Below are 22,414 nucleotides of genomic sequence, written 5' to 3' on the forward strand. Positions count from 1 at the left end.
GTGTAACTGAATCGCCCCTAGTTTCGTAGACACCTCCAAGCCTCATAATGAGGCCCAAATAGGAGGTGCCATGAGTCGTCAGCGTTACCCCGAAGAATTCAAGATCGAAGCGGTCAAGCAAGTGACCGAGAAAGGCAAACCCGTCGCCGATGTCGCCCAGCGCCTGGGCATGTCCGTGCATAGCCTTTACGCCTGGATCAAGGTCTACAGCAAGCCCCAAGAGCAGCGTCAGCAAGACGACGATCAGCAGGCCGAACTGCGCAAGCTGCGCGCTGAACTCAAGCGCGTGACGGAAGAGCGAGACATCTTAAAAAAGGCCGCCGCGTACTTTGCCAAGGAGTGCGGCTGAAGTACGCCTTCATCAAGAAGCACTCGACTGATTACCCGGTGCGGCGCCTTTGCCAAACCCTCAAGGTGCACCCCAGCGGCTACTACGCCTGGCTGGCCGAGCCTCAATCTGCCCGAGCAAAAGAAGATCAACGTCTGCTTGGCTTGATCAAACACGCTTGGCTAGAAAGCGGAGGTGTATACGGCTACCGCAAAATTCACGATGACCTACGTGAGCTGGGAGAGGAATGCGGACGAAATCGAGTCGGGCGCTTGATGCAGGCGGAGGGGCTGCGTTCGCAAACGGGCTATCGGCGGCGTCCAGGGTTTTACGGTGGAAAACCAACAGTGGCCTCGCCCAACCACCTCGCGCGGCAGTTCAAGGTCAGTGAGCCGAACAAGGTCTGGGTGACAGATATCACTTACATCCGCACCTATGAAGGATGGCTCTATCTGGCGGTAGTGCTGGATCTGTTCTCACGCCAAGTAATTGGTTGGTCAATGAAGCCAAGGATGTGCAGCGACCTGGCTATCGACGCAATGTTGATGGCTGTGTGGCGACGCAAGCCACAGCAGCAAGTGATGATTCACTCAGATCAAGGTAGTCAGTTCAGTAGCTCAGATTGGCAAAGCTTCTTGAAGGCTAACAATGTAATCAGCAGCATGAGCCGGCGGGGAAACTGCCACGACAATGCCGTAGCCGAGAGCTTTTTCCAGCTTTTGAAGCGGGAGCGAATCCGACGAAAGATCTACACAACCCGTGAAGAAGCCCGAAGTGATATTTTCGATTACATCGAAATGTTCTATAACCCTAAACGCCGACACAGCAGTGCTATGCAGCTGTCTCCAATAGAATATGAGAAACGCTATTTCCTGAGCTTGGAGAGTGTCTAGGAAACCAGGGGCGATTCAAACAGCTACCGAGCACCTGTTGATCAATGAGTAGTTCCGCCGCCAATACCTAGGGCTTTCATTTGATAATCGGTTACAGCTTGAAACAGAGACTCTGCAATCAAGCGTAACCTTTCCACTTCGACTGCGGGTGCGCCTGTTTCTTGAGCTACGTGATACCGCCGCATGGCATCAATTGCCTCGGTGTAGGCAGGATGATCGGGAAACAGAATTTTGGGCGGAATGGGCATTTGTGCTCCAGCGTCAGTGCATTGGTTCGGCCAGGCTGTCGGTTTCCATCAACTGGACATTCATCACCACGCTATCGAGAATTTTCGCCAGCAGTCAGAGCCGCGCAAGCCCATATCTAGAGCTTCTCGACGCTCCGTAGCGCTCGAAGGGCCTCGTAAAGCAGCGGCTCCACTGCCATTCAAGGTTCGCTTCTTACTCTTTTGTATAACGCTCTACTACGCCGCGGCGGAATTGAAAGCAGTATCGTAGTGATGGGGGCTGAGCTTTCTTGTACCTGCTCTGTGGCGTCAAGCGCGACGTGTTAACCACTTTTTTGATGTGTTAACCATAGTGCTTTACAGGTCAAAAAAGTGGTTAACAACCAGCGAGTCCAACCCCATGTTCGCATTGCCATCAGTTCTACGGGGAGGGCGGTTTTGGCTGGGAAAGGCTAGCACCAAGATCTAGCTGTTCGGCTTCCATCGCCACCTGCTTGAGCAAATCCGCTACCGATCGATTTTCCTTCAGAGCATAGCTACCTACTAAAAGTGTGACAGGGTGCACGGCTAGGACCGGAGCTATGGAGTCAAGCTTCTCAATCGTGGGTACGTACCTTCCTCTTTCCAGCGTACTGATATAGGTACGGCTGCTGACCGTTGCGAAATCCTCCTGCGTAAGCTTTCGCTTGACTCTCACCCATTGCAGTACCCGACCAAAGGCGCTTTTCAGTTCCACTTTGCATCTTCCGCAAAAGGAAAGATGAGGCACCCGCGAACAGTATATGACTACAATGTATGCTGTTCATTTGAGAGGACGCTGGAATGTTTATCACCAACCGATGGGCAGAGGTGGATCGCTCCCACGCCTGGCTGGCGGAGGATCAGCAGGCTTGGCACTTCGTAGAGCAACGGCTTTCATCGCCCTGGCTCCACATCACGGTTACGAGAGCCCGGGGAGAGGACACGTGTGTCGAAGTCTTCTTTCTGGAGGACATGCGGGGGCTTGAGCATTTCACTCGAATGGCCGCAGGCGGAACAGCTGCGCTATCCCTCCGAATTGTCACCCCTGGATGGATGAATGGTAGCGGGGGGTGGTCAATGGAGCCTCTGGAGGCTATCCATGAAAGCGAGGATGGCTTGCACAGGTGTTACACGGTTCAGAACGGCCGGCGCTATTGCCAGCCTAACAGCACCGATTGCCTGAGCCGGTGTGACTTCAAAGAGCTTTACCGACGAGAATAGGCCTCTTGCTAGGACGTGGCGTCGTCGAAGTACCGCCTAGGGTCAATAGCGTCCTCTGTCATGAGTTGTGCGGCTTTTACAATCGTCTGAATCAATCGATTATTCTCGACCTTCGCTTTTTCGAGCTGCGTTTCGAGAGCGAAAATCCTGGCATCTCTATCCTTTCGTCCTGCCTTTTTTACATCTAAGAGATATGAGTGGGTATCAGCATATAAAGCCCGGATTTCCTGATCCCTCCAGAGAGTTTGGCGACTGACAGCGGTTTTTTGAGCAAGCCCACCTTGTGTGAGCGGCCCCGTAATCCGACCCTCCTTATAATCAGCAAGAATAGACCTCGCAAGCTCCTTCCATTTTTTATCCTGCTTCACGATGACACCTATTTTGATTTTTATATGCATTTAAAGCTGCCTTGCAGCTCTTAACCATATCGCAAACAAACAACACATGCTGATCGAATTCATGGGTGCTGTCGAGTTCAGCCTCGATACTAGCTGTTATATCAATTCGGTTCTCAGAAATCACCTTCATAATTCGCTCATATTCTGTTAGTAAAGTCTCAATGGCGGCCTTTGCTTCTAGATCTTCTGGGTTGAGATGAAAGGATTTGCACCCCGCTTCCGTGCCGAACCCTCTGACGCACATGAGGCCTCTATCACAAGGGCTGATGTACAACTCACGTGAGCATCCGCCCCATGGTGTTAGATTTAAAATGCTCAGCTTCTGGATGATCATTTCTTCAATTAGAACATCAGCGACTTGCTCCTCCCGCCATCGGATGACTAATTTTCCCAAAAAGTCTTCGGGTGGGTGATCGGTCAAGTATAAAGATCTTACATATTCTGCCCGTTCTTTAGCCGTGCGATAGTCATAGTGACGGCTCTGGCGTGGCGTACGCCCCATCCAGAGGTCTACCGCTGTCTCAGAGGGGCCGGCGCGTAGGATGGCCGTGGTAACCCAGCGGCGGATCTGGTGGGGGGTGATGGAAAATATCTTCCCGTTCCGGTCCCTCAGATCAAGGCGTTGAAAAATCGTAGTTTTTGACGAATTGGTAGAAAGGTAGTTGTAAAGGTCCGCCCTGGAAAGCGGGCGCGGGATAATACCTTGCTGTGAGACCGTATTAAATTGGTTCTCCCAGATAACAATCAAATTGTCGCTGAGTTTGTTAGGGTGGCCCTTAGTCGTAAATTTTGCGCTATAAGGTGCTTCTTCTCCGTCATCGGGCATCGAAAATTGTTCGTCAAAGTGGCGTTGCAAATGGGATCTGTACCTTTTTTCTAGAGCCCGCTTGAATAATCTGATGTCTATGGCCAGAGAGGGAACCCCCGCTCCCATCCCTCTTCTAGACAGCATGAGTTTTCTAATGCGGGCCCACTCTCTTTTAATATCGAACAGCTGCACGTATGAGGGCAGGGCACCAGGCTTGAAGAGCCCGCATTTGACCATCCCCTTAAGAAATACTCGAAGCTCGTCATTAAACCACTTGCATTTATTTACCGACGATTTCGATGACTTGGTGTGAACCCCGATGTCTAGCACCGAAACGCTGTAGCGACTCTTTTTGTAACCATTCAGGTATTTAGACCAGTCCCACCTAAGTATTCGTTCGTCTATCCAAACCGCAAAGCGTGCTGCTGTTATTCTAGGAAGTTCAACGGCGCAGCCGTAATATCGCCCGCCGCTGCAAAGCTCTTTGGCTGATATCTCAAAGCAACTCGTTAATTCGTCAACAAAGTAGTGGTGCTCTACGGTTAGGTCCAGCGATGTGAGCTGATCTATAGCTCCGGGCTCTAATGGGTTTTTTTCTCGGTAGATGGTGAGTGCTTTATCTACAAAGGAGAAACCATTTGCTTCGATATCAAGGGCCCGCTCTCTTGCATCATGGCAAAATGCTTGTAAATATTCAAAGGCTTCTGTGAGTGGAGTGCTCCATAAATCTGCGACTGGTACGGCGGCTGGTATAAGATTTTTCTCAACAGGGACCCGCACGAAAGTTGTATGAGTATCATGGTCCTGAAAGAGGCAATTTTTCGGCAAGTTTGTGATTTCACCCACCCTCAAGCCGAGCGCCATGCCGAAACAAGTCGCTTCTAGACGTACTCTGTCGAAGCCATTGATTGGCTCAAGGCTTGGATCATTTTTTATAAGGCATCGGGCTTTCGCGATGCCCTCGTGTAAGTCAGGAGAGAATAGGGTTTCTTCTCTGTGTCTGAATTGTTCAGAGGTGAGCTCAAAGTTGCTGTGTGTCGGGTTAGGTACGCCAGTCTTCCACTTGATGAATCTATCAAGGAACCGAAGCGGTACCCCACTGTTGGTTATGCTGAAGTTGTTGAGGAAATTTAGAAAAGCCTTAAGGGCGTTCGCTCGATGATACACCGTGGCTTCAGAATGATCTTGCCTCATTGAGTCCACGGTGGTGTCAAAAACCTTGCGTGTTATGTCGCTCCATTTGATGTCAGAGTTAAGCATTACGGCTGAGAGCCTTCTGACCGCTGCCATTCGTCCGATGACCAAGGTGGCCGACGGACGCCTAAGCATTTCATGGGCTATGAAACAGCGAGCGAGCTTTCCCGTCACTGTCGGAAGAGCGGGTTGATCTTCATGTCGTTTTTGCACAGAGCCGAGTGACGTAAATGGGATATTACTCGATCTGTATTGCCATACCTTACCCTCAAAATCTCCGGACACGAGGCCACTCGATTTGAGGTCATTGAACTGTTGGCGTGCAAGCTCATAACGTTTATCAAGAACGACCATTGAAACGCTCAATTTTTCAGCTCCTTTACGGCGATAAGAACCGACTTGGCGCCGTGTATAGCTGCTTCGACTTGTTGGACCATGGCGCCACTAGAAGAGCTTCCCAGCATTTGTTTAAATCTAGTGATGTCAGCTAGAGCAGCTTCATGGTCTGCGTGGCGGCTGGGCCTGAATTTAGGGCACGCATAGCAAGTAACTGTAGGGTGAAAAGGGCATGGTTTTTTTGAGCTGCATAATCCCAAGCTGCTTATAGGTGATAATGCAGATCTGTCAGCAGTTTCCTCCATAAACTTTCCACACCACATTTTAACTGCTGCATTGATTTTCGGGCTCGCCATGTGAGTGGTGTTAATGAACTCTTGGAGTTCAAGGTTGTAGCGGAAATAATGCTTTATCGAGTTCAGATTTATATGGTCGAGAGCTTCCGCGACTTCGTCCGGAGACGCCCCAGAAAGGACCATGGAGGTTGCTTTGGTTCTGCGAAGCCGGTACGCGGAAATACGCATAAAAGATGCGCTTTCATTAGCGGTTTTGTGCGGGTCAAGTAACTGGAGTTCCCAAGTAAGCGATCTGAGCTCATAGCTCAAACGATGATTATCTTGATGTAGAGTAAAAGGAGTCAATTTGGGATTGGTTAGATACCGCAGGAGACGAGTTATAGATCTGAAAGGTGCAGGAAACAACGGAATTGGAAGTTCAGGGACGCTGATGCCATGCATTAAGCATAGCTTTTCAATTGCCCCTGATGCAGCCTTGCATTGGTGCTCGGCCAAAACGCACTGTTGCTGAACAGCTTCTGCCGTATCTTTGGAGATGTAGCGTTTCTTCAAATTACTGGGGTGCCTCCTAAGCCTTGAGCGTCGAATCCCTTTCACACTTGGCACCATGACGAAAGCTCCAATTTCGTCAATGCCAAAGTCTGTGATCTGCATAAGAGCCAGCTGGATTGGACGAATTCCCCAATCACGGCACAGGAGAAACATGGTCCGCTGGATGTGCGATACATGCTCACTTGTGGAAATATTCATTTCAATGTGCGTCAGCTGTACCCGAGTAAAGGGCCCGAAGTCATCGTCTCGCATCGTGACCAGGTGCTTGTTATCAAACGCCTTTACAGCCAACTGAGAAAGCTCAAGACTGTCATGCTCATTGAATCCTGAAATTTCTTCGTCTAGGCACCACCGATAGAAAACTCGGAGGGCAACTAACTCGTCATTACGACCGGACGTTTTCAGGTGGATGCATTCGCGTGCAGCAAAGGTTGAGAGTCGATCCCCAATGGTTTCTGCATCCTTGCCCGGAAACTGATGCGCGGCTAGTATTCGCTGCACCAGGATCAGCGGCCTAAGGTCAATATGGGTTTGGATTCGATCTATGAACCATCCTCTGAGAAGCCACTCCACAAACAGATTTTTGTGAAGCGGGTGGCCCCAGGCAATATTCATCGGACCGCACCCAATAATTTCAATGTTTAGATTTTCAAGCCATGCAGTATCGTTGCGAAGCGTTATGGTCTGACCAAAGGTAGATTGCACCCTGAAAGGAAAGTCGTCTGTCTCGATGCCGAATCTACTTTCGATTTTTTCGGTCAATTCAGTCGGCGAACTAATCATCAGTTTTCTCCGCCGGAAGTGTTCTGTCAGATATCCTAAGTATTTCTCCGAGGCGATCTGATATAGCTTGTCGAGAGTATTTTTGCATGCTATCGCTGTTCGGGCTCCATCCGCCCAGATACGCCAGGGCATCTGTTACATTGATGTTGGCAGCGCCGCTTTTTTCAAGTTTTTTGCGAGCTATATTTGCTCCTGTAGCTCTCAAACCATGCGGGTGAATCCGTGTTGAAAAGTTTGGCAGACCGAGGCTGGCTGCAACGGTACGAAGAATGGTGTTTACGGTTCGCGCAGACAACCGCCTTCCATCACGGGAACTCACGAATAGGGCTGTACAGGGTCTTTTAGGTTTGATCAGTTTGTGGCGATGATCGGAAATATATTCGTTCAGTATCGCGGCTACCGACGCGGTAATGGGGACTATCCGACCGCGTGTCTTGAGACTAGCCCCGTCCTGTCTCCGCTCCCTGTTGATATCGCTGGGACGCTTTATGCGAATGGTTGGAGAGGGCCCTAGATCAAGGTCGTCCAACTCAATCAGTACAACCTCGCCACGTCTGGCAAGTGTCTCCAGCATGACCAGAAACAGGCAGTAGTTGCGGACCTGAAGCTGTTCGTTGTGGAACGGATTTCTAAGGTCAGCTGGACGGAGTACGCCTTTGAATAACGCTTGACTCTCGGAATCAAGTGGGGTTGCAGGCATTGGCGGTTCTGATTGCCGCGCAATCTTGATGACCTTTTTTTGAAGATTTCGTAGGTTTTTGGCTTTATTTTTTTCCGCTTGGCTTTGCTCCAGTAGGCCTAGCCGGTTGAGCTCAACGTAGTGCTCGAAGGAAAAATCGATGAATGACTTGACTGCTTCAAGTCGACGGGTACAAGTCGATTGGCTCGCTGCCGCACCGCCTCTGGTGGAGCAGAGGCGCTCGGCCAGCGATGTCAGTTCCGTTGAACTGAACACCGCCAAGCGCTCAAGCTTCGTTTCCAGTGGGGAGTCCCGGCTGAGAGCCCACTCATACGCGATCGCAATGTCACGTAGGTAGTTCTCGACGGTGTTGAGACGCGATCTGTGAAGCAAATCCTCTGCCCAGAGGTTTGCTAGTATCACAGGAACCCCCTCCACCAGCAGATACGGCCTGAGGCCGCTGGAAGCAGTGCGGATCATTCGGATTTCGCAGCAAGGTACGTTCGGCATCGGTATCACCACCTCTGCAACGTTTTCGAACATATACCATAAGACGGGCTACAAGAAGGGCAGAAGTACCGAACCCTTCATATTGCATCCCGAAAATCTAGGACTCAGCAGGCTCTTTACTAAAGCGGAACATGAAAGGCTCAAAGGCATTCCTGCAGGGTTAACCGATGGGGTTTCTGAAACGATTGGTCATGAAATATGTGGTCAGAGCGTCTGCTTTCCTAAGTTTGTTTCAGTGGGTGAGGAAATAGGGCGGGCACTCATGTCATCCCGCAATAACGTGGTTAACTTTCCGTCGCGATCAGCTCAAGCCAGCATGGACGAGGCGGTTTGCGCGGAACCCGAGAAATTCCAAACTGGATCACTGGCTTTACTGATCTGATTGGTGAGGTGCCGCCTTAAACGCTACTCAAACCCGGTTCGCTTAGGCGAATCGGGTTTTTCTTTGCTCGATGAAATTGTTTCAGGCGCTTGATGCCGTCAACCTAATTTGCTATACATTAGTCACTAGTTTTCCCAGAGAGGGGGCGAACATGAAATCGATGACTTTTACTTCTGAATTTCTGAGTGCTGCAAAACAGGCTCCGCGCATCTATTTTGCGCCTCTGGTGGGTGCTTATAAAGCCATCAAGGCTGAAATGGCCAAGGCCGGCGGAGGCGACCGCTCAACCAAGACCACCCCCAAGCACTGACCTTCACAAAGAACCCGCCGATCGAGCGGGTTTTTTGTGCCTGTGGTTTACTGGTTTCTGTGAAGCATCCCCTTGGAGCAAGTTAACTTTCAGGGGGCCATCATGCTTCTCGCAATCAACGATCCTGCAGTTCAATCCGCTTTGATAAATGCATTTGCAGCTGTCACCAGTACTGTCCTGGCTGCTGCCTCGGCCGCTCTGATCGGAAAGAAATTTTCGGACCGAAAAAAACTGGAGCAGTCCTTGGAGCTGTGTCAGAAGGACGTCGAATTCTTACTCCAGGTGGAGGCAGAGCATGTCGAGCTCCACAAGGAGCGGGGTGACAAATCCAACAAGCTGAAGGTCCGTGAGAGAGTTAGGGATCTCGGCTTCTCGTTCTCAGGCAAATTCACACCAGGTCGGCTGCGGCAGGCCCGGCAGAGCTGATCGAGATGTGTCCACCCATCAACCCAGCCAGGCTATGCCTGGCTTTTTTGTGCCTGCCGATTACAGACCCGCGTTACGCATCTCCAGGGGCTAGGTCTACCGCAAGAAGGCCTATGGGATTTCTCAACGACCGCCCCAGGTCCTTTCAGGAGTAACAGATGTCCAAAACGCACAAAAAACCTTGGTGGAGCCCGATCGCTCACTTCGGAGCCCATGGCTTCGTCGGTACTATCATCTTCTTGATCATCATGGTGCCAGCAGTCTTGCTCAACCATTTGGTCCAATACTTGGCTAAGTTTGGGATAAGCGATTTCACCTTGCTAATTCTCGGGCTTCTCGAACATGCCATTGTGCTTGTAGATGCTGGTCTTTTCTTCGTCTTTATTTGCATTGGGGCAGCCCGGGCAATCAAGGAGTTTGCTGAATGAATCAATCATTTGGGTCTGAGTTCGCTAACGCTGCAAGGCAGGCACCACGAATCTTCTTCGCGCCATTGATGGGGGCTGTAGCTGCCATCAAAGATGAGTTCAGGCGCGTGAAGTACGGTGCAGACCAAAACAGCAAGCCGCTGCAATCCAAATAAACGCTCAGCAGAGCTACCTATAAAGTAACGCTAAATCCGACCCACCATCCTAGATGGTGGGTCTTTTTTTGGTTCTGATTTTCGGTGCCGCCGTGTCCTCCCAGGCGCTGCTTGCGGGCAATGAGCGGCAAGAGGCTGGCAGATTTGCACCGACTCTATAGCCGTATGCGTACGCGTTATGTATTCTTGTACCTGGTAATTTCTTGGAACCGATAGGAGCGTTCAATTTGGCCAACACACTCGAATTCGAGGTCGGCGCCGGCTACGAGGTGGCCAACCCACCCAAGCTTGCTGTTGGTGACGATCAGCACCACCAGCTCTCTCGTTTTTTCACTGTGCTGGCCACCGACGAGCACGGGGTGTCGGTGTATGACGGGTGGTACGGTGAGGGTTTTTCGAGCTTGCATCTCCCGCATGATGTCCTTGCGCAGCTTGACGTGACGAGGCTGCCGTCCCGAGGTGAGGCCGGAGCTGCGGACTTGGCCAACGCTATCGCTACCTCAGCCGCCGCTGCCATCGAGCGCCGTGACCAGGTGAAGGAGCACGGTGCTGCTGAGCAAAGCGTGCACGCCTCGCAACGATTCTTCGTGCAGTTCTTCTCCGGCCAGATCAGGGGGCTCGCCTCCAAAGGGCTGATAAACCCAGACCTTGCAGTTCAGATGATCAGCCTGTCGACCGGGGTGGAGCTTACTGTCGGTGAATAGTCGAGGGCGATTCTTCTCTCTGCGCATCGCTATAGCTGCCGTTGCCACTGTCTGCGCTGTTGCTGCTGTCGGCCTGATCCTGTTCAAACCTTGGGCCCAGCGTGGCTTCGAGGTAGCAGCAGCTAAGCCGGTGGGGCGGTACTGCCTGATCAAGCCAGGTGAGCACCGGACCCATTGCGAGGGCGAGGATACCGGCCCCAGGGACCCAGTATTAGCAGCCATCAAAACCATGTCTCAACAAGGGGGGCGGCCGTGATGCCACCTCTCGCCAGTCAAATCGTACTACCTGTTCTGTATCCAACCCAACCTGAGGAACCGCTATGACAATCACTACCGACATGCTCGCTCGTATCGCCGTTGTGGTGCTGGCCGTAATCATTTCGATCGCTATCAACCGCCGCAAAGCTCTTTTCACTGTGAAAAACGCCTCTGGCCCTGAGCAGGTCCAGGCCATTCAGGGCTTTGCTGACCGTTCGCTGCGCGATGTCAATATCCTGATCTGGCTGTGCTCGGCCCTCTGCGCAGCCGCACTGGCCGTGTGTTTCTACTCGATCTTCATCCCGCTGTAAGCCTGTCCTGGTCGATGGCCAAGGCCTCGGTTCATATCTGTGAACTGAGGCCTTTTTTGTGGCGGCATCATGACATCGAATGGCTAGAAGTATTTTGATTCATCCAGTATTATGCGTACGTGTTATAGATCAAATCTAGGAGCTTGAGATGCAGCAAATCCAATTCTGGGCCATGCGGACGTTGAACATTGTTGGCCAAGTGCCGGCAGCCTTAGCACTCGCGGCTTTCGTGTTTGTGTGGGCAAAGATTGGCCACATCACCCCCACACTCGCTTTCGTGCTGATCGCGGTCCTGGTGATGGCAGTGCTCTTCGTACAGCTGATGAAAATGGCCGATCGTAAAAAAGCCAAAGCTGAGCAGGCTCGTGCTGGCGCCGGTCTGCGCTGAGCTGCACCATGTCTGCCAGCCTGACGCAAATCACTCGGTGCCGTCCGTATGTGCGAAGCCTGATCGATACCGGCTTCTACAGCGAGATTCCGATGCATCGCGGGGTGGTTGAGCGCGTGGAGCTCGCAGGTGGCTATACCGTGGAGCTGAGCCTTTCAGGGGATGTATTTGATGGCTCTGCGGTGTGTGAAGTGCGACTGGTTACAGCCTGGCTCCTATTGAAGTCAGAGGCTGTTCCGGTCGCTATCCTGGACGGGGTTTTGTTGTCCAGTGGAGAGGGGAAGCGATACTCCTTGGCTGATGCTTGCGATCTGGTCAGCGAGGCCGTCCAGGCGCTGGTTCACGAGCTGGTCAGGACCTGCCATCAGGACTTCGGCGCTGTGCTGGAAGCTGGCAGCGTCTTTGTTATAACCCGGCTGGAAGTTCGCGATAAATTCAGGTCGTCAGAGCTGAGTCAGTCTATCGTCGAAGTTTCATGTACCTGGCTTCGTTCGAAATGCCGGTTGGCGCTTCTTACCCTGCAGCCGTTTCCTCTCCAATACGAAAATACTGCACCCGTTCTAGGCAGCCGGCATTACGAGCCATACTGGCGAGCCCTTAGTGCGGACGTGGAAAAGCTCTCTTCATATTACAGCTATCACTTTGATTGTATCGCTGCGTCACTTGAGTCAACTCTGTTGATCAAGCCGCTGAGCGGATACAAATGCGCGCTAAGCCGGGCAGGGTGGTCGTTCATAGCCGCGGAGTAAACATGCTCGCTACACAGAAGCAGCCTAAAGGCGTGAAGTACAATATCCAACTCCTCATGAACGGATGGGTGGTTGCAGCGCTCTTGTGGACGGTTGGATCCTTAATTGAATTCCTCCTGGAGAAGTTCAAAGTCACCCCTGCCTACAGCTACGGCTTCTGGGTCAAGGTGGTTGGCTGGGCAGTGGGCGGTATCTTTTTTGCTCTGTTCATAAGCCGCTTGGCTATCTATCGTTACCATAAAAAGATGGGCAAATACTTATGAGCCTGTTTTTGATCGGAGTTGGCTTGACCGTAGCTGCTCCGGCGCTCTGTCGCAAAAAGTATCAGGCCCACGGGCCAGCCTGGATTTACTCCCTAGGGTGCGCCGCCGCGGTGCTCGGCCCCTACATTTTGCTTTGCACATTTTTGGACATGGCGACATTGCTCGCGACTGCAGCAGTCCTTGGCCTGCCGTTCTGGGTCTATGAACGGTATCGGGGAGCTAGGGGCCGGCATCACTACACGCAAGGCGTGGTGGCCTTTCTGGTGGAGTTGACGCCTGTTGCCGTTTTCCTGCTCCTATTCCGATCCTTTGTCGCCGAACCATACCTTGTTCCGTCGTCATCGATGCGCCCCACGCTTGGGGTGGGGAGTGTCGTTGTAGTCGATAAGTTCACCTACGGGATGAGATTGCCATTCGTTCCGAAGCCAATCACGCAAGGTCGACCCCCGAAATTTGGCGATGTTCTGGTTTTCCGATTCCCACTCGATCCGTCTAAGCCTTACATCAAGCGTGTGGTGGGAGTGCCAGGTGACCACATCACTTATCAAGGCGGTGTATTGGCCATTAATAATGTACCGGCGGTACATGTGGGCGAGAAGCCATATGCTTACGAAGATGAAGCTAGCGGGAAGCTCAAGCAGGTCGATTATGCGCTGGAGAATATTCACGACTTACAAATCGGCACGATCAAAGACCCTGGTATCAGTGACTTTGGTGTAAGTACTGATTTTCCTGCTATTCCCGGTTGTGAGAGAAATCTGTCAGGCTTGGCATGTACTGTTCCTGCCGATTCTTATTTCGTACTGGGTGACAATCGACCCAATAGCCTGGACAGCCGTTACTGGGGGTTTGTCACGGATAAGGAAATCATAGGTCGTGCCATTTTTGATCTTGATTTCACTAGCGGCAAATTGGATATAAGCCGAGTAACTCGCTGATTCGCAACCAAGGAGCGCCTGTCATGGACCGACGCAAGAATACAACGCCGTGTTTCTCATTACCTGCTTGTAAGGCAACGCAAGGCCTTGCACCCACCTTTCAGGAGAGAAACGCATGAACTTCCATAACACAGCAATCAAATACGCCCAACTCGCAGCAGCTGCAGTCGATTCCCGCGGTCACCTGCTGCACCAGGTGGGATCGTACCCTGCAGGAACGGTACGTGACGCTGAGCTCGCTGAGCTTGAGCAAGCGTATCGATCGACAGTCATCGCCGAGGTGGTGAGCTCCAGTGAACTGAAGGCCACGGCCCACGTCGTGTTGTCCCAGGACGACGAGGAGTCTGGTGCGGATGCAGAGGTGATCGGTATCTGCTTTGACTCCGCTTCGGCAGAAGGTCTTGCCGACGAGGCTGCATCCGAAATGGCTAAACGCATCAATCAGTTGCTGGCCAATGACATGGGCGCCGATTTCGAACCTGTTTCGGTCACGCAGACTGGCCAGGAGCGTATCGTCTCCAATTCCGATGTCGGTATTCTGGGTGCTATACGCATCAAGACTGCTTCGGTAAGCATCGAGGGCAACGGTTTCGGACTGCATACCGTTACCTCGCCAATCATCCCGCATGGGATGGCCAGTTTGTAAACCAGCTGTATGCCCGGGCCAAGTGCCCGGGTTTTTTTTGCGCTCGGAAGTATGGGTTCCATGGGGTCGCACGTGACGTTGTGCTGATCTATGCTCATCCAGTATTATCAGTACACGTTACGTATCGATAGGGCTCTAGTCATGGATAGCCGTTCCTCACACTCTCTGATCATTCGCGTCGTGGTTGCTCTTGTCGTCGTAGTCATGGGCCTGCTGGCTACCATGGCTGTTGGCGCCGGCCTGGTGGAGATCTCCCCCAAGCTGATTTTCAAGGGAGTATTCCTTTGCCTTGTCGGTGGAGCGCTGCTCCTCATCATTCGCGCCTACGTGGCCGCTCCTGTGGAGCTGGATGACCAGGCTGCTGCAGATGCTAACGGAAGCAAATAGATGTTCGACCTTCATGAAGGGGGCAGCAGTCCCGAAGCGTCAGCCAATATGAGCTCTCGCAATCTCTTTTTCGAATCGGCGGATAGCGGTTTGAGCAATGTTGCCTGGGCCCAGCTGATGGACCAGTTCCGCGACGAGCAGGGCTGGGCGGATACCCGGCTTAGCAAAGAAATTGGCATCAGCATCTCCATGATCCGCCAATGCCGAGTGCACATGCGCCCCTTGCCGCCTCCAGCGCGCATACGCACGCTGGGCGCGATGGGTGTGGAGGTGACCTTGTCGACTCTGCTCGCAGCATTGCCAGAGCCAATTCGAGAGGCAGTGGAGGCGGCCAATCAACAGTCACAGGTGGTCCGCGAGACATTGGTGTATGGTTTCTTCGATCGCCTGGACGCCGGCGGATCACCAGACCTGGTCAGTGCCTTCTTCGATGGTTTGGCAGCGATCTCGGGGCTGAGTGACAGTGAGCAAGCGTCCCGTATCGGCCTGTCCCTGGAGGATTTCATTCAGATCCGCACAGGGCGTAGACCCATCCCGTTTCGTGTCAAGATGGCTATCTCTGGTGCCTACACGTCCAAGGAGCTTGGTCCCCTGATCCTATCGCTGCTGCCGGCGGCCTAGGAAAGGGGAATTTTCACAGCATTCGCTAACGCCAATATTATACATACGTGTTATGCTTCGGAAAGATTCTGGCGGTTGTCGCCGGTGCATTTTCTGGAGGTGTCTATGGCGGCTCACATTACTGCTCCAACCAAGTGCCTTTGTGGGCATGTTGATCTGTTCAGCTTTTCCTCTCCGGGGATGGGCGGGCGCCGGCAGGATCGCCTCTACGCCAATAGCACTCTCTGCGGGGATTGTAGCGCCCATATCCGCGACCTGGTGAAGCCCCAAGCAAAGGGCTTCTATCAGATCAGCTTGCCCCAGCTGGTGGGCCACACTCGTGCAGTTTCCTGGGCCAATTCGCTCCGCCTGGGCCATATACGCTCTCTCGGTCCGATCATGGCTCACCTGAAGGGCAGGACTGATCCAGTGGCGGTTGCGGCGCTGGCCGTCTTCGAGATGCTCTTCAAGATCACTGATGCTCAGTACTGGATCGGTGGCAAGGAGCACGCATTTGGCGCTGGCCACTGGGTGGTTTCGGAGATCGAGCATTTGATGCGCAAGCGTGACCTTTCCATGCACGAGAACTCCCGATCAGCCTATTGCTACTGGAAGGCAATCAATCCCGCAGTCATCCACCAAGCCCGGCAGGAAGCGTCTGCGCTTCTGTCATCGACTCCAGTGTCGACGGGTGAATCGCCGGCAGTCCAACCATTCCAAGCACAACCCCCAGCGGACAGCACTTCGGTGTTCCTCTGATCGGTGCCTCAGGTGAATTCGTGCAAGTAGAGAACTCAATAGCGCACCAAGACTCAGGAGCGTTTCCAGGGCCAGCTCCATCCGACACCCCTTGCTGCGCGGTAGTAAGGGGGGCGGTTCAATGCGCTGGATATGGCTTCCTGGCGAGCCAGGGGGCCATTATTGGCCATAACGAGATGACCCCTTGCCCTGCATGCAATACCGTGTTGTTTCTGGCCAACGCGAAGAACCAGGCCTCTGCGCCTGCAGGCGCAGCCGGCAGCGACATGGCAACAGAACAGATCTGGCTGGATGCGCTCCGGGTAGCTCATCGGGAGAACCCCGGTGGCGTGCACGCGGCCTTGGAAGAGGTCGGTGAGGTGCAAGTCCGGGTACTGGTGCCTGATCGATCGGCCGTTGTTGTTCGTATTTACAACGCCCCCTACCAGCTCAGTGAGACAGAGCTCGATGATGCGGCCGTCGACGCCATCGCGCTCAGCATGAAGGTGAAGATGGCCAGGAGCCGGGCGAAAGGCCGTGCTGGCTGGAATGAAGGCGATACATGCCCTGCTGATTTCCTATCGAGAGAACTGCGCGAGCACGTCGAGAAAGGAGACCCGCTCGATGTCGCTATCTACGCGATGATGTTGCACCTACGCGGGGAGGTCATCTCTCCAGCAGATTGCGCCACTCACGCATCAACCCAAAACGACCCTGTTTGAGTAAGCCCCCATGATCAGACTGACAAAACTGGCCATCTTCGCCATCGCGGCATTCGGCGCTTGCAGTGCCTCTGCTGTCGAGCTTGTGCTTTCTTCCAATGCCAATGAAATCCCTCAGGACCTGGTCAAGGAGACGATTTCATCCCACTTGCCAGAGCAGATTGTGAAGTTGGATGGCGGCTACAAGCTTTACGCCTACCTGGAAACGGCCGACTATCAACCAGGTGAGCGGCTTTTCAGCTATTCGGTGCAGCTCCACAAGCGCGTGGTGGAGGCTGGCACAGGCAAGGTCTACTGGGTTAGCACAGGCGGCGTCAGGGGCCACGGTGTAGCCGTTTCTCAGGATACGATCCTCGGCAACCTAGGAAGTGACCTCGTGGCTGGCGCCAGTTCATTCAAGCTCGATCAGATGTAATGCCAGGTGTAGGTTCACAAAATAGATGACATACCAGGCCCCGTTTTGATCGGCGCCTGGTCATTTTTTTTGTGAAGCGGGGCGGCGTTTCACAGAAAAGTTCACTCCTACCCATCGGCCACAGCTGTTGACCATCCTTGCAAGAGCCTGGGTGCCCATGCGCTTCCGCTGCCGGCCGTATCAGCAGTACTCCAGCTGCACCCCGAAAATAGGTCATCCGTAGGGGAAACCCTGGCAGCTCATTCTTTCAGCGTGACAATTAAATCCAAGGCGATACTATACGTGTACGCGTACGCGTTATGTATCAAATATGCCTATTGATGCTGTCAGCGTTGGAGCCCGATATGACTGCGAAACGACCATTGCTTTTGTCTCTGTCAGGGGTGCTCTCACTGTCCCTGGTCTCAGCCGACTCGTTCAGTTTAAATCTTGTGCCAGACCCTCCTTCGAGCGAACTGCCTACGTACCTGGCTGCATCCGCGGGGGCCCTTTTCCTCCTCGGTGCTTGGTACTGGTTCAACCGGTCCAGAACCACGGCACAAGTGGCAGAACTGCGGATCCAGCGCCAGCTTCAGGCGCTTGAGAAACTGGAGACCCAGGTTGGCCGAGCGGAACAAGTACTGTCCTTGAAGTGTGAATACATGACGCACCAGGTGCGCACTGAGCTTCAAGATGCCCTGTACGCCATCACTACAGACACCATCCGGAACATGGGTGGGCTGCGCCGGCGGGAACTCATGACCGACAAGCAGTTCCGCAAATTGATGGCGCGGTCTGATGAGTTTTTCAAAAGCCTGGAGAAAGCGCAGGCCAGTGAGGTCACGATAAATCTGGACGATGATGTGCCACTACTCATGCCAGATCGGGGCAATCCTCTACCAAAGCCGGTACCTCAAAAGCGTCCTGATGCCCCCCTGACACTTCAAGCTCCTACGGCAACTGCGGCAGCGAGTATCCCGATTCCGGTGAAGCCGCGGCCGAAGGGCGCCAATGCTGACGCAGGGGAGTCGGATGGGGTGCCGGCACTGGCGGTTACGTCAGCTCTCGTTCTGGGTGGTGGTCTGCTCTCCAGCAATGGGCTGTTCCTGGGTGATGATGATGCCCAAGAGTCAGATCAGAACGACTCCCTGGATGATTGAGGCTTATGGATACCTCCACGTCCGCACCTGGCATCGAAGTATCGGCTGTCAGGCGCATCGCTGACTCCAGCATGCAGGGCATTACCCGGGACAACCGCCCATCGAAGCCTTCTGATGCCGGCTGGCGCGTTCGACTGATGAAGGATGGGAAGTTTGTCGCCGATCGCCATTTTCGCGACTTGGCCTACCACGGCCGTTCCCGCGCAAAGCGAGCAGCGCAATGCTATCGCGACGACATGGCCACTGAGCACCAGATCCAGTTCACCCAAACCGTGCACACTGATCTTGCCCTCCAGCGCCATGCAGCAGGCCTGACTCAGGCAGCTATAGCCTCGATGCTGTCCGTGTCACCCGGGCTGGTATCGAAATGGGAGAAAGGGGGCCATATACCGGCTGCAGCTCGATCGCTCTTCCAAGCTGCAGTGCAAGGTGAGCTGGTCGGCGACGCACCGAGCCTGGCCGGTGCAGACATCAGGCGCATCAGGGCCGAGGTTCTAGGGTGGACACAAACACAACTGGCCGATGCACTGGGATGGGCGTACGCCGCAGTAGGCTATTGGGAAAGAGGGCAGCGGCGGATTCCAGGTTGGGTCCAGGTGTACATGCAGGCGATCGATGAGGGCCGTGTCAGTGGCAAGCAGTATTGAGGTTGGTAGCACTTCAACAATTGACGGAGCGATCAGCCGGTGGCGGCAGGTGAGGCCTTTGCACCTTCGCCTCCCGATCGTCTTTTCAGATGGTACTCAATTGGCCCGCTTCGCAGTCGACTGCGGCCAATGCCGGCGTAGTTTGAACGGAGAGTTGGTGAGGGGGGAGGTCACACCTCAGCCGGGCGATCGCTTCGAGCTGGCTGGGCTTGCTGCCTGTGAGGCATGCGCATCGTTCACTCGATTCACGATCATGTGCACGGGCTCATCCGGTTCGGTGCAGCTTGAGTGGTCAGCTTTCGGGGAAATGAAGCGGCACGAGGTGCATACAACTTGGAGGACGAGGTTGAAGGCCATTTTCCGGTAGGCAAAAAAAAGCCCCTACATCGAGTGTAGGGGCAGCCTGGAAGGCATGGTTATTCCTCAGTGTCTTTGAGGTCGAGCTGTTGCTCAGTAGACGGGTTCACGTTCAGTTTTTCCTCTTCCTCTTCCGCCAGGCGGAATTGCTGCAGGATCTCCTCAAGCTTCTGTTGATTCTCCGGGCTCAACTGCGAATAGCCCTTATCCTGTCTAATGTTTTCGATGGCTGTTTTCATCGTTGGAGCTGCTTGGGTAATTGCCTTCTTGATGACCTTGCCTGGAACAAACCTTGGCCTGAGCTTTTCGGTTTTGCCGCCTGCAGCAGCTGAGCGGGCAAGGCCTTGCTCGATCACTTGCAGAGCTTTGGGGCCATGCTCTTGAAGGATCTGAACAGCCAGCGTGAAGGAAACCACTCCGTCGCGGACGTAGTTCCTGATCTCGATAGGTCCGTTGATCATCAAGAGGTAGTCCGAAACCTGGGCGGGCCAGAGATTCAGTTTTTTGGCGATCGCGGAATGGTCATCGGGATGGAAGCGGGTCATGCGTTTGCAAACAACTGCTGTTGCATATGGGCTAAGCGGTGAACCATTGTTGCTGAGCACAAGGTCTGCAGTCATGTCCTCTTCGGAACAATCATCTGCAGCAATGATGCAAGGGACGGTCGGGATGCTTTCACCTTCGGCGACCAATTCCATCGTGGCTTCAAGACGCTGATGGCCACGCTTCAGACAAATTGACTGCTCTCCATTCTCATCGCGACGGATGATGACCGAGAGAGCCGAGTCTTTCTTGAATCCGTTGTCCTTGATGGATTGCTTCAGTTTCTGAACGTTGGCCAAGTAGTCAGCATTTCGCTCTCTTACGTTGTACCCCGGGATGACCTGGATAGTACCTGGCGCTATGTTCCAGAGGTCGCCTGCGGTGAACCGCTTCTTGCCATCACCCTTTTCCATCGCTTTTTTGATGTTGCCAGTGGTGATGATCATGCGGAAATCCAGATCCAACTGGTGTTCGCTGCTGCTGTTTTCGACGGTTGTGGTCATGGCGGTGCCCTCCTGAAGGGTCAGAAATCGTTGAACTTGCTAAGAGAGATGACTGACACCTGCGCATAACCCAGATTTGCCGACACCAGCCATTCGGACAGGGTATCTATCTGTCCGGCGCGGCAATATTACATAACGCGTACGCATACGCGCTAGGTATTATTTAGTGTATTTTGTCCTTCGACTACCCAGATTGTCGAGCGCTGCCCAGCATCGAGGTGCCCCGAGGCAGTGACTCCGTCGACGAGGGATAGCTTGATGCCGACTGAGCTGCGGACGGCTGCTTCCAGTTGGTCAAAGCCGGGCTCAGCCTGGTAGGGTGACATGGCCACCGCGATTGCCCCCGTCACCATCAACAACTCGCAACCAGCACTACGGGTGTTTGCTCCGACGCGTGTAATAGTCAGGTCTCGAATTCCACCATCGGTAATCGCGAGCCCCAGAGCTTCAGGACCTTGCTCGATGACGCACAGAGCCGCAGTGACCAAGCCTCCCAGTTCAGCGGTTGACCGGCTAGCGTCGACCGAAATGATTTTCCGGAATGTAGCGGTGAACCCTGGCCAGGTGTCAGGAGGGGACATCTTCCCGTGTTTTGATGACCAGACTGGATGATGGCTGACCAAGACCCTTGTCACGTCATGGTCGAGGCTGTCCGCAAACGACCAGTGCTGGTCGGCGCCCTCACGAACCTTCGCAACTTGCCACTGGGAGCGGAACGCCCACAGCTCAAGGGAGGACGATTCGTCGATCTGGTAGAAATCACATTTGCTTTGAGCGTGGGTCAGCGCTGGCGCCATCACGGCATCACCATGCCATTCGAACTGATCGAGGTTTTTCAGTCTCTGATTCCCGTGCCAATACGAAAGCTCGACAGTGACCTGGGAGAACCACTTAACCGCTGAGGTGCTGCCGGCCGGCAGGTGGGCGGGAGAAGAAATGCCTTGCTGGGGCTGGCTCGTGAGCATGGTTGATCCTTCATGGTTTTAGCGCGTGAATAATACATGAACACATACGCCGTCTGTATCTAAAAGCAATAACTGCATTTGATCGACGAAAAAAAACCGCCTCGAAAGGCGGTTTGGGTGTGTTCAGCTTGTAGCAGCGGGTGCTGCTGGCGGTGGCAAGAGCTCCTCAACGGTTGCCCCCGCCAGAGCAGCTTTCACCATGCTGTTGATGACGTCGGCGGTAGTGCCTGGCTCTGCTCGTTGGATGCAGGTGCTGTATGAGAACAGCAGTTGCTCACCGATCAGGGGGATGCCGTTCTCGACGGGTTCTTTCTCGTGATCGAAGGTCCCGCAACCATCACCGATCTTCAGCTTAAGGGCTGCAGAGTTTGCACAATAGGCCGGGTCGCAGATGCCGCGAACGTCAAAGCGGATGCAGAAAGCTTCTGCAAATGCGCGGATTCTCGGCGGTACGTTGTAGCTCTGGAAGGCCTCCTCGAAGAAGCCTGGGCGCACAGCTGGGAGCCGTGAGGTGCAGTCGAGGGAAGTAGTGGTCATGAGTCATCTCCTGGTGGGTTGAACTTGCACCAGGAGATGAAGAGCAGAGTTCTGTAATTCTAGAGGGCGAGGGTGATAGCAATTATGGTCGCCAACCCTACGCCCATGAGGAGCCGCCTGTTCCTGTCATCAAAGTAGATACCGCGGCGGTTCAAGAAATACTCGACGATCGTCCACCCGTCCATTGGAGGCAGGGGGATGATGTTAGTCGCCGCCAGGAGGATCGAGCCCTGGGCCGCGACAAGCGTCGGCCAGTTCGGCGTGACGTAGTTAATCCCGAAGAACAGCAGGCCGGTCGCCAGTGAGATGAGAGGGCCGCCCGCAGCGATGATCGCCCGGCGGTCTGAGGGCGCCTTTTCATAGTCGGAGCTGACCACATATGCCCACAGCGGAATCAGACCAATTTCATGAATGATCCCGGATTTTCGGAACGAGAAAAGCTTGTATCCACCAATAATGAGTTTGTCTGGCTTGATACCAAACCGCTGCATCGGTATTAGATGCCCGGCTTCGTGGATCAAGAGCAAGAACACCAGCATCAGCCAAATGACGAAAAAGGCGATGGCGAACATCCCGATGGTTACCAGTGCGTCAGGCAGCATGGTTTTCATTCCTAGAACATGATGCAGTAATTCTTTAGCAAAGCTTCAAAACCTT

General features: G+C 53.6%; 28 protein-coding genes. 18 read left to right on the plus strand and 10 right to left on the minus strand.

From position 1 onward, the window contains the following. Positions 1-70: 70 nt before the first annotated feature. Positions 71-1,221, plus strand: a protein-coding gene (locus GST84_27030; protein ID XGB15962.1) for an IS3 family transposase whose coding sequence is annotated in 2 segments (ribosomal slippage) — positions 71-305 and positions 305-1,221 — 1,152 coding nt in all. Because the reading frame shifts where the segments join, the coding sequence is not laid out codon by codon here. Positions 1,222-1,262: 41 nt separating this feature from the next. Here GST84_27030 and GST84_27035 read toward each other — a convergent pair. The 6 genes from GST84_27035 to GST84_27060 form a co-directional block, all read right to left on the minus strand. Further along, on the minus strand, positions 1,263-1,469 hold the full coding sequence (locus GST84_27035) for a hypothetical protein (protein XGB15963.1): 207 nt from the start codon (positions 1,467-1,469) through the stop codon (positions 1,263-1,265). Positions 1,470-1,869: 400 nt separating this feature from the next. Beyond that, entirely contained in the window at positions 1,870-2,184 is a 315-nt protein-coding gene (locus tag GST84_27040; protein ID XGB15964.1) for a helix-turn-helix domain-containing protein, read from the minus strand. 514 nt (positions 2,185-2,698) lie between these two features. Beyond that, the gene (locus GST84_27045; GenBank protein ID XGB15965.1) at positions 2,699-3,058 is read right to left on the minus strand and encodes a hypothetical protein; all 360 of its coding nucleotides are present in this window, start codon (positions 3,056-3,058) and stop codon (positions 2,699-2,701) included. Continuing rightward, the gene (locus GST84_27050) at positions 3,045-5,456 is read right to left on the minus strand and encodes a hypothetical protein (GenBank protein XGB15966.1); all 2,412 of its coding nucleotides are present in this window, start codon (positions 5,454-5,456) and stop codon (positions 3,045-3,047) included. The genes GST84_27045 and GST84_27050 overlap by 14 nt, the downstream gene beginning before the upstream one ends. After that, on the minus strand, positions 5,453-7,060 hold the full coding sequence (locus tag GST84_27055) for a site-specific integrase (protein XGB16089.1): 1,608 nt from the start codon (positions 7,058-7,060) through the stop codon (positions 5,453-5,455). Before GST84_27055 ends, GST84_27050 begins: the two co-directional genes overlap by 4 nt. Then, positions 7,050-8,246, minus strand: coding sequence for a tyrosine-type recombinase/integrase (locus tag GST84_27060; GenBank protein XGB15967.1), 1,197 nt, complete (start codon positions 8,244-8,246; stop codon positions 7,050-7,052). The genes GST84_27055 and GST84_27060 overlap by 11 nt, the downstream gene beginning before the upstream one ends. 533 nt (positions 8,247-8,779) lie before the next feature. Here GST84_27060 and GST84_27065 point away from each other — a divergent pair. The 17 genes from GST84_27065 (at position 8,780) to GST84_27145 (ending at position 18,852) form a co-directional block, all read left to right on the plus strand. Further along, positions 8,780-8,938: a hypothetical protein gene (locus GST84_27065; protein ID XGB15968.1), complete on the plus strand. Its 159-nt coding sequence runs from the start codon at positions 8,780-8,782 to the stop codon at positions 8,936-8,938. Between the two features lie 102 nt (positions 8,939-9,040). Continuing rightward, a complete protein-coding gene (locus GST84_27070) occupies positions 9,041-9,364 on the plus strand; it encodes a hypothetical protein (protein XGB15969.1) in 324 nt (107 codons plus the stop codon). A gap of 158 nt (positions 9,365-9,522) precedes the next feature. Continuing rightward, positions 9,523-9,792 carry a hypothetical protein gene (locus GST84_27075; protein XGB15970.1) on the plus strand — a complete coding sequence of 90 codons (270 nt, stop codon included), beginning with the start codon at positions 9,523-9,525 and terminating at the stop codon, positions 9,790-9,792. A 382-nt stretch (positions 9,793-10,174) separates the two neighbouring features. Next, positions 10,175-10,651: a hypothetical protein gene (locus tag GST84_27080; GenBank protein XGB15971.1), complete on the plus strand. Its 477-nt coding sequence runs from the start codon at positions 10,175-10,177 to the stop codon at positions 10,649-10,651. A gap of 320 nt (positions 10,652-10,971) precedes the next feature. Beyond that, positions 10,972-11,220 (plus strand): hypothetical protein, encoded by a 249-nt coding sequence (locus tag GST84_27085; GenBank protein XGB15972.1) that lies wholly within the window; start codon positions 10,972-10,974, stop codon positions 11,218-11,220. 148 nt (positions 11,221-11,368) lie between these two features. Continuing rightward, positions 11,369-11,608, plus strand: coding sequence for a hypothetical protein (locus GST84_27090; protein XGB15973.1), 240 nt, complete (start codon positions 11,369-11,371; stop codon positions 11,606-11,608). Positions 11,609-11,700: 92 nt separating this feature from the next. After that, positions 11,701-12,357 carry a hypothetical protein gene (locus GST84_27095; protein XGB16090.1) on the plus strand — a complete coding sequence of 219 codons (657 nt, stop codon included), beginning with the start codon at positions 11,701-11,703 and terminating at the stop codon, positions 12,355-12,357. A 2-nt stretch (positions 12,358-12,359) separates the two neighbouring features. Then, entirely contained in the window at positions 12,360-12,620 is a 261-nt protein-coding gene (locus tag GST84_27100) for a hypothetical protein (protein ID XGB15974.1), read from the plus strand. Beyond that, positions 12,617-13,558, plus strand: a complete 942-nt coding sequence (gene lepB / locus GST84_27105) for a signal peptidase I (GenBank protein ID XGB15975.1) — start codon at positions 12,617-12,619, stop codon at positions 13,556-13,558. The genes GST84_27100 and lepB overlap by 4 nt, the downstream gene beginning before the upstream one ends. 115 nt (positions 13,559-13,673) lie before the next feature. Next, complete coding sequence (locus tag GST84_27110; GenBank protein ID XGB15976.1) at positions 13,674-14,204, plus strand: hypothetical protein; 531 nt, start codon at positions 13,674-13,676, stop codon at positions 14,202-14,204. Positions 14,205-14,345: 141 nt separating this feature from the next. After that, a complete protein-coding gene (locus GST84_27115; GenBank protein ID XGB15977.1) occupies positions 14,346-14,591 on the plus strand; it encodes a hypothetical protein in 246 nt (81 codons plus the stop codon). Further along, entirely contained in the window at positions 14,592-15,212 is a 621-nt protein-coding gene (locus tag GST84_27120; protein ID XGB15978.1) for a hypothetical protein, read from the plus strand. A 105-nt stretch (positions 15,213-15,317) separates the two neighbouring features. Then, a complete protein-coding gene (locus GST84_27125) occupies positions 15,318-15,950 on the plus strand; it encodes a hypothetical protein (GenBank protein ID XGB15979.1) in 633 nt (210 codons plus the stop codon). 479 nt (positions 15,951-16,429) lie between these two features. Continuing rightward, positions 16,430-16,651 carry a hypothetical protein gene (locus GST84_27130; protein XGB16091.1) on the plus strand — a complete coding sequence of 74 codons (222 nt, stop codon included), beginning with the start codon at positions 16,430-16,432 and terminating at the stop codon, positions 16,649-16,651. Between the two features lie 10 nt (positions 16,652-16,661). Further along, positions 16,662-17,066, plus strand: coding sequence for a hypothetical protein (locus GST84_27135; GenBank protein XGB15980.1), 405 nt, complete (start codon positions 16,662-16,664; stop codon positions 17,064-17,066). Positions 17,067-17,410: 344 nt separating this feature from the next. Then, positions 17,411-18,205 carry a hypothetical protein gene (locus GST84_27140; protein ID XGB15981.1) on the plus strand — a complete coding sequence of 265 codons (795 nt, stop codon included), beginning with the start codon at positions 17,411-17,413 and terminating at the stop codon, positions 18,203-18,205. 5 nt (positions 18,206-18,210) lie between these two features. Further along, on the plus strand, positions 18,211-18,852 hold the full coding sequence (locus tag GST84_27145; GenBank protein XGB15982.1) for a helix-turn-helix domain-containing protein: 642 nt from the start codon (positions 18,211-18,213) through the stop codon (positions 18,850-18,852). A gap of 416 nt (positions 18,853-19,268) precedes the next feature. On the opposite strand, the gene GST84_27150 is transcribed toward GST84_27145, so the two are convergent. The 4 genes from GST84_27150 to GST84_27165 all read right to left on the minus strand — a co-directional run bounded on the left by GST84_27150 (position 19,269) and on the right by GST84_27165 (position 22,359). Continuing rightward, positions 19,269-20,255, minus strand: a complete 987-nt coding sequence (locus GST84_27150; protein XGB15983.1) for a hypothetical protein — start codon at positions 20,253-20,255, stop codon at positions 19,269-19,271. A gap of 152 nt (positions 20,256-20,407) precedes the next feature. Further along, positions 20,408-21,220, minus strand: a complete 813-nt coding sequence (locus GST84_27155) for a hypothetical protein (GenBank protein ID XGB15984.1) — start codon at positions 21,218-21,220, stop codon at positions 20,408-20,410. A 123-nt stretch (positions 21,221-21,343) separates the two neighbouring features. Continuing rightward, positions 21,344-21,757 (minus strand): hypothetical protein, encoded by a 414-nt coding sequence (locus GST84_27160; GenBank protein ID XGB15985.1) that lies wholly within the window; start codon positions 21,755-21,757, stop codon positions 21,344-21,346. A 59-nt stretch (positions 21,758-21,816) separates the two neighbouring features. After that, complete coding sequence (locus GST84_27165; GenBank protein ID XGB16092.1) at positions 21,817-22,359, minus strand: peptidase M50; 543 nt, start codon at positions 22,357-22,359, stop codon at positions 21,817-21,819. Positions 22,360-22,414: the final 55 nt, after the last annotated feature.

Source organism: Pseudomonas putida (assembly GCA_041879295.1).
Taxonomy (GTDB): Bacteria; Pseudomonadota; Gammaproteobacteria; order Pseudomonadales; family Pseudomonadaceae; genus Aquipseudomonas; species Aquipseudomonas putida_Y.